The organism is Oceanisphaera submarina (assembly GCF_046521305.1).
GTDB lineage: Bacteria > Pseudomonadota > Gammaproteobacteria > Enterobacterales > Aeromonadaceae > Oceanimonas > Oceanimonas submarina.
This window is the reverse complement of sequence record NZ_JBKGFN010000006.1, coordinates 28340-43084: the sequence shown is the minus strand read 5'-3', so window position 1 is coordinate 43084 and position 14745 is coordinate 28340. Positions and strand designations below refer to the sequence as shown.

Genomic DNA, 14745 nt, shown 5'->3' with positions numbered 1-14745 from the left:
CGCTGCAAAACGGTTGGGTGATGGTTTTGTGGGCGTTTCACGAGCATTTGGCGGCGGCGGGTGGAGCGGCATGACTGACGGTTTCGTGAGGTTGCATGGCGGTATGCATGGGCAGTGTAGCTCTGCCTTCACAGGGACGGCGGCTATGGGTGAGGGGGAGTCGGGTGTGGGTCAGGCCCCGTCGAAGTGGGGCCTGTGTGGTTCAGGTTGTCAGTCTTCACCTACGCCGCGCAGCAGGCGGCGGATGTATAGCCAGAGTACCAGTGCAATAAAGGGCACCGATAGGCTCAGACCCGCTTCCATCAGGTGGCGGTGCTCTTCATTTTCGATCAGGTTGCGCAGCGTGCGGTCAATCAGGTCAAAGGCGTAATAGGTCACCACGATAATGGAGAAGCTTTCCAGCTTGGCCTGCAGCCGCAGCTGTTCGCCCGCGCGTTTACTGAGGCTGGAGAGCATGTCGCGGTTCTGTTGCTCGACCGACAAATCCACCTGGGATCGCACCAGCTGGGTGGTACGGGCCAGCCGGCGAGAGAGCTGCTCTATGCGCAGGCCGGCGGTGCGGCAGGTGCGGGTGGCGGGGTCCAGTCGGCGATCCATAAACTGCTCTACGGTTTGGCGGCCTTCTATGCGAGTCTCGCGCAGCTCGCCAATCCGCTTGTTCACTAGGGCGAAGTAGGCGTCGGCTGCCGAGAAGCGGTTGGAGGTTTTTGCCGACAGCGCTTCCAGCCGCTCCGCGAGATTCATCAGTTGATGCAGCAGCACGGAGGGCTCTTCGAGCGCGACCCGGGTCGAGAGATCGACCAGCTCGGCTTCAAGCTGGTTGATTTCCGGCACCACCTCGTTCGCCAGTGGCAGCGCCAGCAGCGCAACATGGCGGTAGGTCTCTATTTCGCAGATTCGCTGCAGCAAACGTCCGGCCTGCTGCAGTTGCAGGCCGCGGTCTTCTACCAGCACCCGTACCAGGCCACTGTCTTCACGGGGGTAAAAGTCGGTCCACATCTGGCCGACACCAGACATCACCATGGAGCTGTTGACCTGGTAGTCACCGAAGTGACGATGCAGCCAGGCATCTTCATCGGCATTGGCCTGATGGGCGCGGAACAGGATCTCGGCACCGCAGAGAAAGCTGCCCGGCACGGACGCCAGCCATTCGTCCGGCAACTGCGGCAGCTCCTGCGTGTTCAGTGCGGTCAGCGTCAGGGTGTAAAATTCGTGGTGAGCTTCAAAGCGCAGTGCCAGATCAGCATTTTCGCCCTGCCAGAACCGCGACTTGCCGGTGGTCTCCTTCAGCCCCAGCATATTGCCGAGCCGGAACAGGCTTTGCCGTACTTCCTCCAGCGGGGCACCGTCATACACTACCGCAATATGCCGCACTCCCAGCGGAGCCTGTAGTTTCTGAAACGGTCGGGCATGAACCTCTGCGATGATCTGCTCACGCAACGGGTGACTGCGCATTGACTCTCCTTTATGTCTGTCAGTCATGATCCGGCTAATTTACCAGATTTTTCCGGCGTGCCATTCGTTATCTTCGGTTGAGACTGCAGGATAAGGGGAGGGGGCGGCCTGTTGTTGCAGGGATAACTCAGTGAGCGGCAAGTCCAGAAGCGAGCTATACCGTGCTTTGAAAAGGCCGGCGTTCTCCCCTGGGGGAGGTATAAGGGTTAAATGGCCGCTATTACACCCGCCCAGCTTGATGATGGTTGTAGTTGCTCGCTGAGCCGATCATTGATTCAGTAACGAAATTCACAGTCGCTCAGATCGCCCAACACTTTTTTCGTACTCTGGGACGAAGGAGAAAAACTCGAGATCTTCTTCTGGTTTACATACACATCAAACTGCTCGGCGGCCTGAATGGCTTCCCGGAATGAATACCAGGCGTTGTCACCGTTGCGCCAGCCAAGGTTTTCGGGAATCCAGTAAGCATTGCCATCGATCAGTAGTTCCAGTGTATTGCTATCACTGGGGGAGAGATCCTTGCCGCTGGCATGGTTGAAGCTGACCTTGGTTAACTCTCCATTCTCGCTGTAGCCGATGTCGCAGTTGATGGTGAAGGTATCACCCTTTTCATTCTGAATACTGTTGACGAGAAAGCCCTGTGCAAACTCTGATACCCAGATATTGGGAATGGCGTTGGCGTTGCTGGCTGCCAACAGGGCGGCAGAAATGGCAAACGGTTTGATGATACGCTTCATGATTTATCCCTATTGTTATTGGTGGTAATGAGTATTTCATTTTTCTTTTTATGCTGATAGTTCCATTTGAACAAGATGTGACTCAGGCCAGCCGTCAGTCTGCTGTGGTTTTTTAGCGGAGGTAGCGTCATTACGCAGTGGCTTGATCCGCCAACTGAAGTGGCGGCGACGAAACCGTCTTTGATGGCGAGGCTGAGCCCCCAGCGAGGGGGTGACGGCGCGTCGGCGGAGCGGGCCCTTTGTCCGATCCGCCAGCTAAAGCGGCTACTGAGTGTCAGCCCATGGTCAATGCCAGTTCGTCCGGGTATCCGCGTTCGCGGGCCAGGCGTATGGCTTCCTGCTCTACTTCGGCGGCGTTCTGATCTTCGGTGAGTGCTAGGCTCGGCGACAGGGGCAATTCGTCCATCTCCAGCCAGCCCAGTTCCGCCAGTCTGCCGACAATGCGGTCGGCGGCGGTCAGCGCCGAACTGGCCTTCACGATTTCTACCCGCGCATAGTGATTGCCTTCGAAGGAGACGTCCGCCGCCCGTAATGAAGGGTCGCTCCCCGGGATCTGCTGGGCGCCGAACAGCGGCTTACCACCGACCCGTGCCTTGCCAAAGGCGGGCAACAGGCGGGCCAGGTGGGCGATGGCCTCCCGGGTGCGGGCCTCTATGTCCGGCGTTTGCCAGCCGTTGTCCAGCTGGGCCACATAGGGCTGTGGCAGCCGAGGCTGGGCGCTAATGTCGCAGCTGGCGGCCAGCCCGTCCTTGAACAGGGTGATGCCGTCGGTCATGCCGTGCAGCTGAAACACGCCGTTCGGATAGGGGGTCAGCTGTGCCATGCCGTCGGGTGTACCGCGCCGGCCGTGAAAAATCACCTCCGGCCAGTCGCCGCTCGTCTGCCAGCGGGCCACGTAGGCGGCCTTGTATTCCACCAGCCGCTGGCGGCGATAACCGGCCATGTCGTCCACCAGGCCGGTGCGAAAGCCGCAGGCATTGACCAGAAAGTCCACCTTGAACGGTTGTTCCTGTCCATCCTGATGAGTGCCGTGAATGGTCCAGCCGTCCGGCCATTGTTCCAGTCTGGTGGCGCGGGTATGAAAATGCAGCTCGCAATGGGAGGCGGTGTTCAGCGCCAGGGTGGCGGTGGCCGCCATGCGAAACAGGCTCCAGCCGTATTCCTGCACCAGAATAAGCGGAAACTTCAACGTCTCCGGATCCAGATGGTGGGCCAGGGGGATCAGCCAGTCGTCCTGGCACCGGGCATGCGCCGGCATGGGGCGGGTGGCCAGCGCCTCGAACTGCTCGCGGCTGTAGCAGCGATAATACTGGTCCGGCTCGCCCAGTACCTTGTTGGCCGGGTCTTCGTCCACCAGCCGTTGATATTCCTGCGTCACCTGTTTCAGCCGGGGCAATAATGCCTCGGCATCACCCGAGTCGGTGATCGGGGTGGCGATGACGGTGGGACGGCGGTTGATGCTGTTGGGGTAGGCACGCACCGAGGCAATGGACTGGCGCAGCAGAGTCAGGCACTGGTCGTCGCTGATTTCCCGATACAGGTTGCCGCCCGCGTGCAGGTGGCAGATGGGCGGACCGTTTACCAGGCCGCTGCTGGCCTCGATAAGCAGGGTCTGAATGCCCATGTCTGCCAGTCGCAACGCCACGGTAGCACCGGCGATACCGCCGCCCAGAATGCCGACCTTAAGCGGGCGCTGGGCGGGGGTATGGCAAAGTTTCGCGTTCATTTTTTCTCGGTCAGGATGCTGGTGGTTCATGGCATGGCGCAGCAGAATGGCCCGGGGCCGGCTGCGCCGCTATCTTATCCCTTCCGTGGGGGTAAATCATGATGCAATGCTCACGCCGGGCTAGGCCTGATGGGCATGCAGCTCGGTCAGCATGTCGCCGATCAGTGCCAGTCGGCTCTTGGCATCAGCACTGGGAATGGCAAAGCGCAACTTGGTCGGCCCCTCCATTTTGTAGATACGCGGCTGGCTCTGCAACAGGCTCACCAGATACATGGGGTCTACCCTGGCATCTTGCGCAAAACCGATGCTGCCGCCGTTGGGGCCGGCGTCGATCTTGTCGATGCCAAGCGGGCTGGCCTTGAGCTTGAGCCCGGCCAATGCCACCAGGTTCTTGCCCGGCTCCGGCAGCAGGCCGAAGCGGTCAATCAGCTCCACCTGCAATTCGCGCAGGGCGGTCTCGTTTTCGGCGGTGGCGATGCGCTTGTACATGGACAGCCGCATGTTCACGTCGGGAATGTAGTCGTCCGGCAGCAGCGCGGGCAGGCGCAGCTCTATTTCGGTCTGCGAGCGCAGCAGCTGATCCAGCGCCGGCTCCTTGCCCGACTGCAGTGCCTTCACCGCCTGCTCCAGCATTTCCATATAGAGGCTGAAACCGATGGCGGTGATCTGGCCGCTCTGTTCGTCGCCCAGCAGCTCGCCGGCACCGCGAATTTCCAGATCGTGGGTGGCCAGCGCAAAGCCGGCGCCCAGATCTTCCAGTGCGGCAATGGCTTCCAGCCGTTTCTTGGCGTCCGTGGTCATGCGCTTGGGGTGCGGCGTCAGCAGATAGGCATAGGCCTGATGGTGAGAGCGACCCACCCGGCCGCGTAGCTGGTGCAGTTGGGCCAGACCCAGCTTGTCGGCCCTGTCCATGATGATGGTGTTGGCGCTGGGCACGTCTATGCCGGTTTCTATGATGGTGGAGCACAGCAGCACGTTGAAACGCTGATGATAGAAGTCGGACATCACCCGTTCCAGCTCTCGCTCGCGCATCTGGCCGTGGGCGATGCCGATACGGGCCTCGGGCACCAGGGTACGCAGGGCGTCGGCGCTGTTTTCTATGGTCTGTACCTCGTTGTGCAGGTAATAGACCTGACCGCCGCGCTTGAGCTCACGCAAAATGGCCTCGCGGATGGTGGCCGGATCCGACTCGCGCACGAAGGTTTTTACCGCCAGCCGTTTGGCCGGCGGGGTGGCGATGATGGACAGGTCGCGCATGCCGCCCATGGCCATGTTAAGGGTGCGGGGGATGGGGGTGGCGGTCAGGGTCAGAATGTCGACGTCGGCGCGCAGCGCCTTGATCTGATCCTTCTGGCGCACGCCAAAGCGGTGCTCTTCGTCCACGATAAGCAGGCCCAGATCCTTGAACTTCACATCCTGGCTCAGCAGTTTATGAGTCCCGATCACAATATCGATGCCGCCGTCCGTCAGGCCATTCAGTACCTTGTCCTGCTCTTTGCCGGTCTTGAAGCGGCTGATGATTTCGACCCGCACCGGCCAGTTGGCGAACCGATCGCGGAAGTTGTCGTAATGCTGCTGGGCCAGCAGGGTGGTGGGCACCAGCACCGCCACCTGCTTGCCGCCGTGCACCGCGACAAAGGCGGCGCGCATGGCCACTTCGGTCTTGCCGAAACCCACGTCGCCACACACCAGCCGGTCCATCGCCTTGGGCTGGCACATGTCCGACAGCACGGCGTTGATGGAGGTGAGCTGATCGTCGGTTTCCTCGAACGGAAAGGCATCGGCAAACTGGCGATAGGCCACCTTGTCGTGCGTGATGGCCTGTCCCGGCTGGGCGGCCCGGCGGGCGTATACGTCCAGCAGCTCGGCGGCCACGTCGCGTACTTTTTCCGCCGCCTTGCTTTTGGCCCGGGCCCAGGTGTCATTGCCCAGCTTGTTGAGGTTGGGATCGTCGGCACCGCTGTAGCGGCCCACCAGGTGCAGGGCGGTGACCGGTACATAAAGCTTGTCGCCGCCGGCGTATTCCAGGGTCAGGTATTCGGACTTGAGTCCGCCCGCGTCCAGGGTTTGCAGCCCGGTGTAGCGACCCACGCCGTGATCCAGATGCACCACCGGCTGACCGATGGACAGCTCGGCCAGGTTGCGGATCAGGGTATCGGGGCTCAGGCTGGCGGATTTTTCCCGCCGCCGGCGCTGTATCACCCGGCCGCCGAGCAGGTCGCCTTCGCAGACAAGCGCCAGCTTGTCGTCGAGAATAAAGCCCTGGGACAGGGGGCCGATCAACAGGCCAATCGGGTCTTTACCGGCCAGAAAATGGTTCAGGTTATCACAGGGCCAGGGCTTGATGGCGCTGCCCGCCAGCAGTTCGACCAGCGCCTCGCGCCGACCGGCACTTTCTACCGAGAACAGGATGCGCCCCTCGAACTGTTCGCAGAAACTCAGCAACCGGGCCAGGGGCTCGGTTTTCTGGTGTTCCACTTCAAGGGTGGGCAGGGGCTGGATGGGGGCGTTCTGCCGATCGCCTTTTTCCAGCACCGGGGTCTGGCTCAGTTGCAGTTGGGGCCACTTGTTGAGCTGCTGCAGCAGGGCATCGGGCCTGAGGTAGAGCTCGTCCGGGGCCAGCAAGGGACGCAGCTGGTCGTGACGGCGATCTTCATATCGGCTCTGTATATCCTGCCAGAAGATGTTGGCGGCCTCGTTCAGCTCGCCGGCACCCAGCACCAGCAGTTGCTCGGGCAGCGAGTCGAACAGGGTCTGGATTTGTTCGAAAAACAGCGGGAAATAATGCTCTATACCGGGAGGAAATTGGCTCTGGCTGACGCGATGATAAAGCGACTCCGGCTCGTTACGCAGCGCGAAGCGTTCCCGGTACTGGCCCCGAAACCGCTCGATGGCGGCGTTATCGGTAGGGAATTCCCGGGCCGGCAGCAGCCGCACCTGTTTCACCTTGTCGCGTGAACGCTGGGTGTCGGGATCGAAGGGGCGCAAGGTGTCGATTTCGTCATCGAAGAAGTCGATGCGCACCGGCTCGCTTGCGCCCATGGGGTACAGGTCGAGCAGGGCACCCCGGGCGGCAAATTCGCCGTGTTCCAGTACCTGTTCCACCGCCCGGTAACCGGCGCGTTCCAGCCGGCTGCGCAGGGCGTGCAGGTCCAGCTTGTCACCGGTGTTCAGCAGCAGGCTGTTCTGCTCCAGCCAGTCTCGCGGCGGGGTACGCAGCATCAGGGTGGTGATGGGCGCAATCAGCAGGCCGCGTTTGAGCGCCGGCAGGCCATACAGGGTTTCGAGCCGCTGGGAGATGATGTCCTGATGAGGCGAAAACTGATCGTAGGGCAGGGTTTCCCAGTCGGGAAACAGCGCCACCGGCAGCGACTCGTCGGCCAGCAGGTGGCGTACTTCCTGCTCCAGACGCAGGGCGGTGGGGGTGTCGGGCACCACCAGCAGCACCAGTTGTTGCTGTTGTTTGACCTGTTCGGCGATGGCCAGCGCCAGGCTGCTGCCAATCAGCTGGCCCAGGCTGGCTCTGGGACGGGGTGTGGGGCTGGAGATTTGTATCATGGGTGTGATGCATCGTCCTGTTGGGCGCGGCGCTCGGCGCGGGCCTTGAGTTGTTTGGCCTGCAACTGCAGGCTGGCGCGGATCAGGGCGTCTCTGTCTTGTTCGCGCAGGGCAATAAAGTCGCAGCGGTACTGTTCCGGCTCGGCCCCGGCATGCACTTCACCGTAACCGTACACCGCCACCGACAGTTCCGGCAGAAAGAGTTTGAAGCGAACCCGGCCGGCCTCGGCCAGGGGCTGTCGCGAGGAGAAGGTAAAGCCGCCGCCGCCCAGGCTCAGGGTCTGGTGGCGTTGAGCGGGGGTGTCCAGTCCTGCCAGCACGTAGCTGAGCACCAGATCGATTTTGCGTGACTGCTGATTGATGATCTCCACCAGCTCGCTGGCGTGCTCGTCCAGATTGCGCAGCAGGCGGGCATTATTGGTATCGATGCGAGTCACTTCACTGATAAGCTTGAACGGCGCGGGTATTTCGGCCTCCAGGGCGTCCGCGTCGGGCACCGTTTCGCCATCAGTCAGGGGGATCAGGTTCACCTGCGCCTGGTAGTCGATGCTGAAATAAGGGTCTGCCATCATTCGCTGCTCTTGTTGCGCCATTCACAAGCCTTTATTATTCCGCAACTTGCGGGTGACGTAAAACCCTTTAAAAAACGGATGATTACACCATGTTTCAACCCCTGACGCTGATGTTGGGTTTACGCTATGCCGGGGCGCGTGGGCGACGCAGCTTTGCGTCCTTTGTTTCCGGCTTTTCCACCATCGGGATTCTGCTGGGGGTGGCCGCCCTGATCCTGGTGTCGGCGGTGATGAACGGTTTCGAGCAACAGATGAAAGACCAGATGCTCGGTGTCATCCCCCATGCCTTGGTCACCAATGACCAGCGTCGACTGGCCGATCCTGAGCAATATCGCGATCTGTTTGCGCCCGACTCGGTGGTGACCGCCAGCACGGCCTTCATCAGTGCCGAGGCCATGATTCAGGGTCCGGGGCACCTTACCGGGGTCGAGCTCTACGGCCTGGATCCGAGCAATAGCCAGGACAGGTTGCTGCAGGGGCTGGATCCGCGTACCCGGGAGTATTTCGAATATCTGCCTTATGGCCTGGTGATGGGCGCCGGTGTGGCCCGAAGTCTGGGCGTTGTGCCCGGCGATCAGGTGCGGGTGACGGTCACCGAGGGCAGCCGTTTCACGCCGCTTGGGCGGGTGCCGAGCCAGCGACTCTTTACCCTGGTGGGCACCTTCAGCACCGGCAACGACGTAGACCGGCAGCTGGTGTTGGCCCGGCTGGACGATGCGGCCCGTCTGTTGCGCTATGCGCCGGATCAGGCCTCCGGCCTGCGCCTGTGGCTGAGCGATCCCTTCGAGCTTGACCGGTTGCCGGCCCTGTCTCCGGGGCTGAAATACGAGACCTGGCAGCAGAGTCGGGGCGAGCTGTTTCAGGCGGTGGCGATGGAAAAACGGCTGATGAGCCTGATGCTGGCGCTGATCATTCTGGTGGCGGCCTTCAACATTCTTTCCGCCATGGTGATGGTGGTGACCGACAAGGAAGCCGAAATCGCCATGCTGCAAACCCTGGGCCTGAGCCGTTATCGGGTAATGGCGGTGTTCATGATCCAGGGCGGTTTCAGCGGGGTGCTGGGCTGCGTGCTGGGTTTTGCGTTCGGCCTGCTGCTGAGTCTGAACCTGGACGGGGTGCTCAACCTGCTGGGCATCAACTTTTATTCCGCCGCTGGGGGCAGCCAGCTGCCGGTATTGCTGTTGCCAGGGCAACTGATCATGGTGTTGTTTTCCACTTTATTACTGTGCGTGCTGGCCAGCCTTTATCCGGCCTGGCGGGCGTCACGGGTTCATCCAGCCGAGGCTTTGCGTTATGAATAACCCCCTGTTAGTGGTCGAGAATCTGGGTAAAACCCATCAGGACGGGGCACAGCCGGTCACCATACTGGATGGCGTCAGCCTTCAACTTTCTGCCGGCGAAAGCCTGGCGGTGGTGGGCAGTTCCGGATCGGGCAAGAGCACACTGCTGCACCTGCTCGGCAGCCTGGATGCTCCGACGCATGGCCGGGTGCTGGTGGAGGGGGAAGATTTGCACCATATGTCGGCCCGCAGCCAGGCTCGCTTTCGCAACCAGAAGCTGGGCTTCGTCTATCAGTTTCATCATCTGCTGGGCGAATTCAGTGCCCTGGAAAACGCCGCCATGCCCTTGCTGATTGCCGGCCGGCCGGTGAAAGAGGCAAAGGAGCAGGCCGAAGCCCTGCTCACACGGGTAGGGTTGGGTCACCGGCTGGAACACAGACCCTCGGCCCTGTCCGGCGGCGAGCGCCAGCGGGTGGCCATCGCCCGGGCTCTGGTCAACAAGCCCCGGCTGGTGCTCGCCGATGAGCCCACCGGCAACCTGGACGCCCACAGCGCCGCCGAGGTATTTGCGCTGCTGGCCGAATTGCAGAGCGAGCTGGGCACCGGCCTAGTGGTGGTGACCCACGATCTGGCGCTGGCCGCCCGGCTCGACCGGCAGTGTCGGCTGGTGGACGGCCGACTGCAGGAGCAAGGCTGATGTTTCGTCCGTTAAGTGCCTTTCTGGGCTGGCGTTTCAGTCGGGCCCGGCGGCGCAACCGTTTTATTTCCTTTATTTCTGTGGCCTCGATTCTGGGCATCGCCATCGGGGTCGGTGCGCTGATCCTGGGGTTGTCGGCGATGAACGGCTTCGAGCGCGAGCTGGAAAACCGCATCCTGTCGGTGCTGCCCCACGGCCAGCTTCAGGCCGTCGAGGGGCCGGTCGAAGGCTGGCGCGACATGGTGAGTGACATGGAAGCCGCCCCCGGCATACTGGCGGTATCGCCCTATGTGCCGCTGGAAGGGTTGCTCAGCAAGGGCGACAAGCTGAAAGCGGTGCAACTGCAGGGCGTGGTGCCGGAGCTTGAGGGCCGGGTGTCCGAGCTGACGCCTTACCTCGGCGGCGCCGGCCTGAAGGTGCTGCTGCCCGGCGAGCGGGGGCTTATCCTCGGTAAAGCCATCGCCGAGCAGCTGGAACTGGCGGTGGGCGACCGGGTGTCCTTGCTGTTGCCGTCACCGGGCAGCCAGGGCTTCGGCTCGCCCCGGCGACACAGTTTTACTCTGGTGGGGGTGGTGAGTATCGGCGGTCAGCTCGACACCGTGCTGGGCTATACCCATCTGCAGGATGCCCAGGAGCTGAAAGAGCTGGGGGATTCCATTTCCGGCTTTCATCTGCGGGTGAATCAGGTGCTGGCCGCCGATCGGCTGACCATGAATGCGGGCATGGGATTACCGGCGCCCTTTTATGTCAGCAGCTGGATGGAAAGCCAGGGCAATGTCTATAGAGACATACAACTGGTGCGCACCCTGATGATAGTGGTGCTGCTGCTGGTGATGGCGGTGGCCAGCTTCAACATAGTGTCGACCCTGGTGATGGCGGTGAACGAGAAAAAAGGCGACATCGCCATCCTCAAGACCATGGGGGCGGGACCCTGGCAGATCCGCGGCGCCTTTATGGTGCAGGGCCTGCTTAACGGTGTCACCGGTGTGATGATTGGCGGCGCCCTGGGGCTGCTGCTGGCGACCCGGCTGTCCGAGCTGGTGGCGGGTCTGGAACGTTTGACCGGGCATCAGTTCCTGAACCCGGAGGTGTATTTCATCGACTTCATCCCCACCGAGTTTCACTGGGCGGATTTGTGGCTGGTGACCGGTTCGGCGCTGGTGCTGATTTTTATCGCCACACTTTATCCTGCCTGGCGCGCCGGCAAGCTGCTGCCGAGGCAGCTTCTTGGTGAGGGGTGAGGAGAAGGATGTAGTCAGGTAGATGCCGCGTGATCGGGCCCATTTTTTTATTGTCATCTCCGCGAAGGCGGAGATCCATGACATATAGCACTGGACTCCCGCTTTCGCGGGAGTGAGTACAGCGAACGTCGAAGGTTGGGCAGCAAGCGGGGCTGGCGCCAGCCAAAGCGATGCCTCACGTCTCAGCGCTGACTGCGCTTTTCCCGCCGTAATTTCCACGCCAGTTGTACCTTCCAGCGCCAGCCCAGTCGGGTGACTATCCAGCCCAGCAGGGCGCAACCCAGCCCCATCAGCAGGGCGCCGGTCAGCAGGGGCACCGCCATGGCCAGGGCTTCGTATTCCAGCGCACTATTGAAGGCCAGTTCGGGACTATCCAGCAGCCGGGCGCCGAGCCGGTAGGCGAAGTAAAACATCGGCGCCAGGGTGAGCGGGTTGTTGACCCACACCATGGCGATGGCGAGCGGCAGGTAGCCGCGAAACAGCACGGCCAGACCGATGGCCACCAGGGTATGCATGGGCAGCGGCATCCAGGCGGCAAAGAGACCGGCGGCCACCGCTACGGCGGCGGAATGGCGGTTGCAGCACCAGTAATCGGGGTCGAGCAGGCGTTCGCCGAACAGGGCCAGGATGCGATGCTGGCGCAGGGTTTCCTGGCTTGGCATCCGGTCTCTCAACCATTGGCGCAACATCAGCGCTGACGCCTGCGCAGTTTCCAGCGGCGTGACACCGTCCAGCGCCAGAGCCCGTGGATCACCATGAAGCCGGTCGCCGAACTGACCAGGGCCATGACACCACAGCCCAGCAGAAAGGGAGGGCCGGCGGTGGTCATGGCGCTGCTGAGCCAGCTCAGGCTCAGCTCGAAGTGTTTGTAGTGGGGGGGCCGGTCGAGCAGAAAAGAACCCAGTCGATAGGCAAAATAGAACATCGGCGGCATGGTCAGCGGGTTGCTGACCCAGACCAGCACCGCCGACAGGGGCAGATTGACTCTAAAGGTCATGGCCAGCACGGCGGCCAGCACCATCTGAAAGGGGATGGGCAGCCAGGCACAGCAGAGGCCGACGGCAAAGGCGCCGGCGGCCGAGTGTCGGTTGAGATGCCACAGGTTGTTGTCGTGTAGTCTGCCGCCAAGCAGGCTCAGGTACTTATTATTTTTAATGGTGCCCGGGTCGGGCATCAGGCGTTTTAACGTCTTTTTTGGCATCTGTTCCAGGTCCGCAATACTTATCGGATGGATAAGCGGCTGTTCTTTTTCTGCTTTGGCATGTCAACCATCCTGATCTGGCCCTGGCTCCCCGCCTGGGACTGGTGGTTGCCACTGGTCTGTCTGGGCTGCTTGTGTTGGCGGCCAAGGCCGGCGACGGCCTGCCTGTTGTTCGGGTTGGTCTGGGCACTGTGTTACAGCCACTGGCAACTGAGTTGGCTGCAAGCTCCCGATCTGTTCCAGCGCAGCCAGCTGGTTGCCGGCACGGTAGACAGTGTTCAGCACCGGGAGAACGGCGCAAGCAGGCTGATTGTCAGTCTGAAAAGCCTGAATGGTCAAGCACTTTCCCCCCGGCCGAGGGTCCTGCTGTCTTGGTATGGACAGAGTGAACCACCGGCCGTCGGAGATAACATTCAGTCGATCAGTCGGTTACAACCACCCCACAGCCTGCTTAACCCGGGCAGCTTCAACAGTGCGCGCTGGCTGCTGGGGCAGGGGATCACGGCCCGGGGCTATCTGACCGGCACCCTGGGACATCAGGCCGTCGTCGCCTCGAAGCGTACCCGGCTGGCGCGACACATAGGTACCCTGACCGCCGACTTGCCGGCCCGGCGCTGGCTGTTGGCCCTGAGTGTGGGAGATCGCAGCGGGCTGCAGCAAGACGACTGGGATATGCTGAGAGGCCTGGGTGTGAGCCACCTGTTTGCCATCTCCGGCCTGCATATCGGTCTGGTAGCAGGGCTGGGCCTGCTGGTCGGTCGCCTGAGTGGCCACCGGTTTCTGGCTGCGATAGCAGCGGGAGGGCTGGCGCTGGGTTATGCCTGGATGGCCGGTTTTTCGGTGCCCACCCAGCGGGCGCTGCTGATGTTGCTGGTGTGGCTGGGCCTGTTTTGCTGGGGGCGTTTCTGGAGTGCCCGCCGTCTGTTATTGCTGACCATGACGCTGCTGCTGGCGGCCATGCCCTGGCTGGCGCTGGATCTGGGGTTCTGGCTGTCGGTGCTGGCGGTGGTCGCCTTGCTGGTGAGTGCCGGCTGGCTGGGCGGGCGCAGCCTGTGGCGATTGCAGCTGGGGTTGAGTCTGCTGTTGCTGCCGCTGATTATCCTGCTGTTTGGCGGCATCAGCTGGTTGTCGTTGCCGGTCAATATACTGTTGATCCCCCTGTTTTCTCTGCTGCTGATCCCGCTGTTGCTGCTGGCCTGCCTGCTGGTGCTGCCGGCTCCCGGGCTTGCCATGGCGGCACTGGTGTTGCTGAATGCCCTGTTCGATCCCTTGATGGCCGGCCTGCACGGTTTGAATGACAGCCTGTCGCCCTGGCAGGCATTGTCGGCCCGGGCCCAGGGTCTTTGGCTGTTGTTGTTTTTACTGCCGCCTGTCCTGCTGCTGCCCAGGGGGCGCTGGCTGATGGCGCTGGCCATGTATTTGCTGTTGCTGCAACCCGGTGTACTGAAACCGGTTGTGCTGGAACAAGGGCCCGAGCCCCGCTGGGAGGTGCGGATACTGGATGTAGGGCAGGGGCTCTCGGTGCTGGTGACCCAGGGTCGGCGGGCGCTGCTTTATGACACCGGTAATCGCTTCGATTCGGGCTTCAACATGGCCGATGGGGTGATACTACCGTTGCTGACCCGGCTGGGCATCGACGAGCTGGATTATCTGGTGGTGAGCCACGATGACCGGGATCACAGCGGCAACCGGGAATATCTGGCCGCCACCCTTCCGGTGCATCATCGCCGGGGTGTCTGGCCGGGCGGGCAGCATTGTCGTGCCGGACAACGAGAACAATGGGGGATACTGACGCTGCAGACATTATGGCCTGTCGTCCCGAGCGGCCATCGCAACAACGACTCCTGTGTACTGCATATCGGGGATGGCAGCCTGTCGCTGCTGCTGACCGGAGATATAGAAGCCGAGGCCGAGCAGGGCCTGTTGGCCTTGGGACAGCCGGTGGCAGCCGAACTGTTGCTTAGTCCGCATCACGGCAGTCGCAGCTCTTCCTCCGAGGCATTCAATCGGGCGGTGGCACCCGACTGGGTGGTGCATACCGCCGGTTATGCCAACCGCTGGGGTTTTCCGTCTTCCGAGGTGGTGGCCCGCTTCAAACAGCAAGGCGTGCCCCAGTTGATCACCGGAGAGCATGGCATGGTACATCTGGTCGCGGACGGAGACCGCTGGCAGTTGCTGCAGTCCCGACGGCCCGGCCCCTGGTATCATCGGCTCAATGCCTGGTTGACGACTGGCGGGAGACCCCCTAAGTCGTTAGAATAGCGGCTCGTTTTTTAAG

The 14745-nt window shown here is 61.9% G+C and carries 11 protein-coding genes; 4 read left to right on the top strand and 7 right to left on the bottom strand.

The genetic code is table 11. The features are described 5' to 3' along the window. Positions 1 to 210: 210 nt before the first annotated feature. The 5 genes from ACLEIV_RS07720 to ACLEIV_RS07700 form a co-directional block, all read right to left on the bottom strand. Positions 211 to 1455, bottom strand: coding sequence for a DUF3422 family protein (locus ACLEIV_RS07720; protein WP_410456068.1), 1245 nt, complete (start codon positions 1453 to 1455; stop codon positions 211 to 213). Positions 1456 to 1730: 275 nt separating this feature from the next. Continuing rightward, positions 1731 to 2192: a hypothetical protein gene (locus ACLEIV_RS07715; RefSeq protein ID WP_410456067.1), complete on the bottom strand. Its 462-nt coding sequence runs from the start codon at positions 2190 to 2192 to the stop codon at positions 1731 to 1733. A gap of 274 nt (positions 2193 to 2466) precedes the next feature. Next, positions 2467 to 3918: an FAD-dependent oxidoreductase gene (locus ACLEIV_RS07710; protein ID WP_410456066.1), complete on the bottom strand. Its 1452-nt coding sequence runs from the start codon at positions 3916 to 3918 to the stop codon at positions 2467 to 2469. Positions 3919 to 4038: 120 nt separating this feature from the next. Then, positions 4039 to 7476 (bottom strand): transcription-repair coupling factor, encoded by a 3438-nt coding sequence (gene mfd / locus ACLEIV_RS07705; RefSeq protein ID WP_410456065.1) that lies wholly within the window; start codon positions 7474 to 7476, stop codon positions 4039 to 4041. Continuing rightward, a complete protein-coding gene (locus ACLEIV_RS07700) occupies positions 7473 to 8069 on the bottom strand; it encodes a PilZ domain-containing protein (protein WP_410456064.1) in 597 nt (198 codons plus the stop codon). The genes mfd and ACLEIV_RS07700 overlap by 4 nt, the downstream gene beginning before the upstream one ends. A 68-nt stretch (positions 8070 to 8137) precedes the next feature. On the opposite strand from ACLEIV_RS07700, the gene ACLEIV_RS07695 reads away from it, so the two are divergent. The 3 genes from ACLEIV_RS07695 to lolE are packed head-to-tail and all read left to right on the top strand — an operon-like array spanning position 8138 to position 11266. Beyond that, complete coding sequence (locus ACLEIV_RS07695; protein WP_410456063.1) at positions 8138 to 9349, top strand: lipoprotein-releasing ABC transporter permease subunit; 1212 nt, start codon at positions 8138 to 8140, stop codon at positions 9347 to 9349. Further along, positions 9342 to 10025 (top strand): lipoprotein-releasing ABC transporter ATP-binding protein LolD, encoded by a 684-nt coding sequence (gene lolD, locus ACLEIV_RS07690; RefSeq protein ID WP_410456062.1) that lies wholly within the window; start codon positions 9342 to 9344, stop codon positions 10023 to 10025. The genes ACLEIV_RS07695 and lolD overlap by 8 nt, the downstream gene beginning before the upstream one ends. Further along, positions 10025 to 11266 (top strand): lipoprotein-releasing ABC transporter permease subunit LolE, encoded by a 1242-nt coding sequence (lolE, locus tag ACLEIV_RS07685; RefSeq protein ID WP_410456061.1) that lies wholly within the window; start codon positions 10025 to 10027, stop codon positions 11264 to 11266. Before lolD ends, lolE begins: the two co-directional genes overlap by 1 nt. A gap of 182 nt (positions 11267 to 11448) precedes the next feature. Here lolE and ACLEIV_RS07680 read toward each other — a convergent pair whose 3' ends face one another. After that, positions 11449 to 11928, bottom strand: coding sequence for a DUF2062 domain-containing protein (locus ACLEIV_RS07680; protein WP_410456060.1), 480 nt, complete (start codon positions 11926 to 11928; stop codon positions 11449 to 11451). A 26-nt stretch (positions 11929 to 11954) separates the two neighbouring features. Continuing rightward, positions 11955 to 12467: a DUF2062 domain-containing protein gene (locus tag ACLEIV_RS07675; protein WP_410456059.1), complete on the bottom strand. Its 513-nt coding sequence runs from the start codon at positions 12465 to 12467 to the stop codon at positions 11955 to 11957. Between the two features lie 60 nt (positions 12468 to 12527). Here ACLEIV_RS07675 and ACLEIV_RS07670 point away from each other — a divergent pair, with 60 nt between their 5' ends. Next, positions 12528 to 14729: a DNA internalization-related competence protein ComEC/Rec2 gene (locus ACLEIV_RS07670; protein ID WP_410456058.1), complete on the top strand. Its 2202-nt coding sequence runs from the start codon at positions 12528 to 12530 to the stop codon at positions 14727 to 14729. The last annotated feature ends 16 nt before the right edge of the window (positions 14730 to 14745 follow it).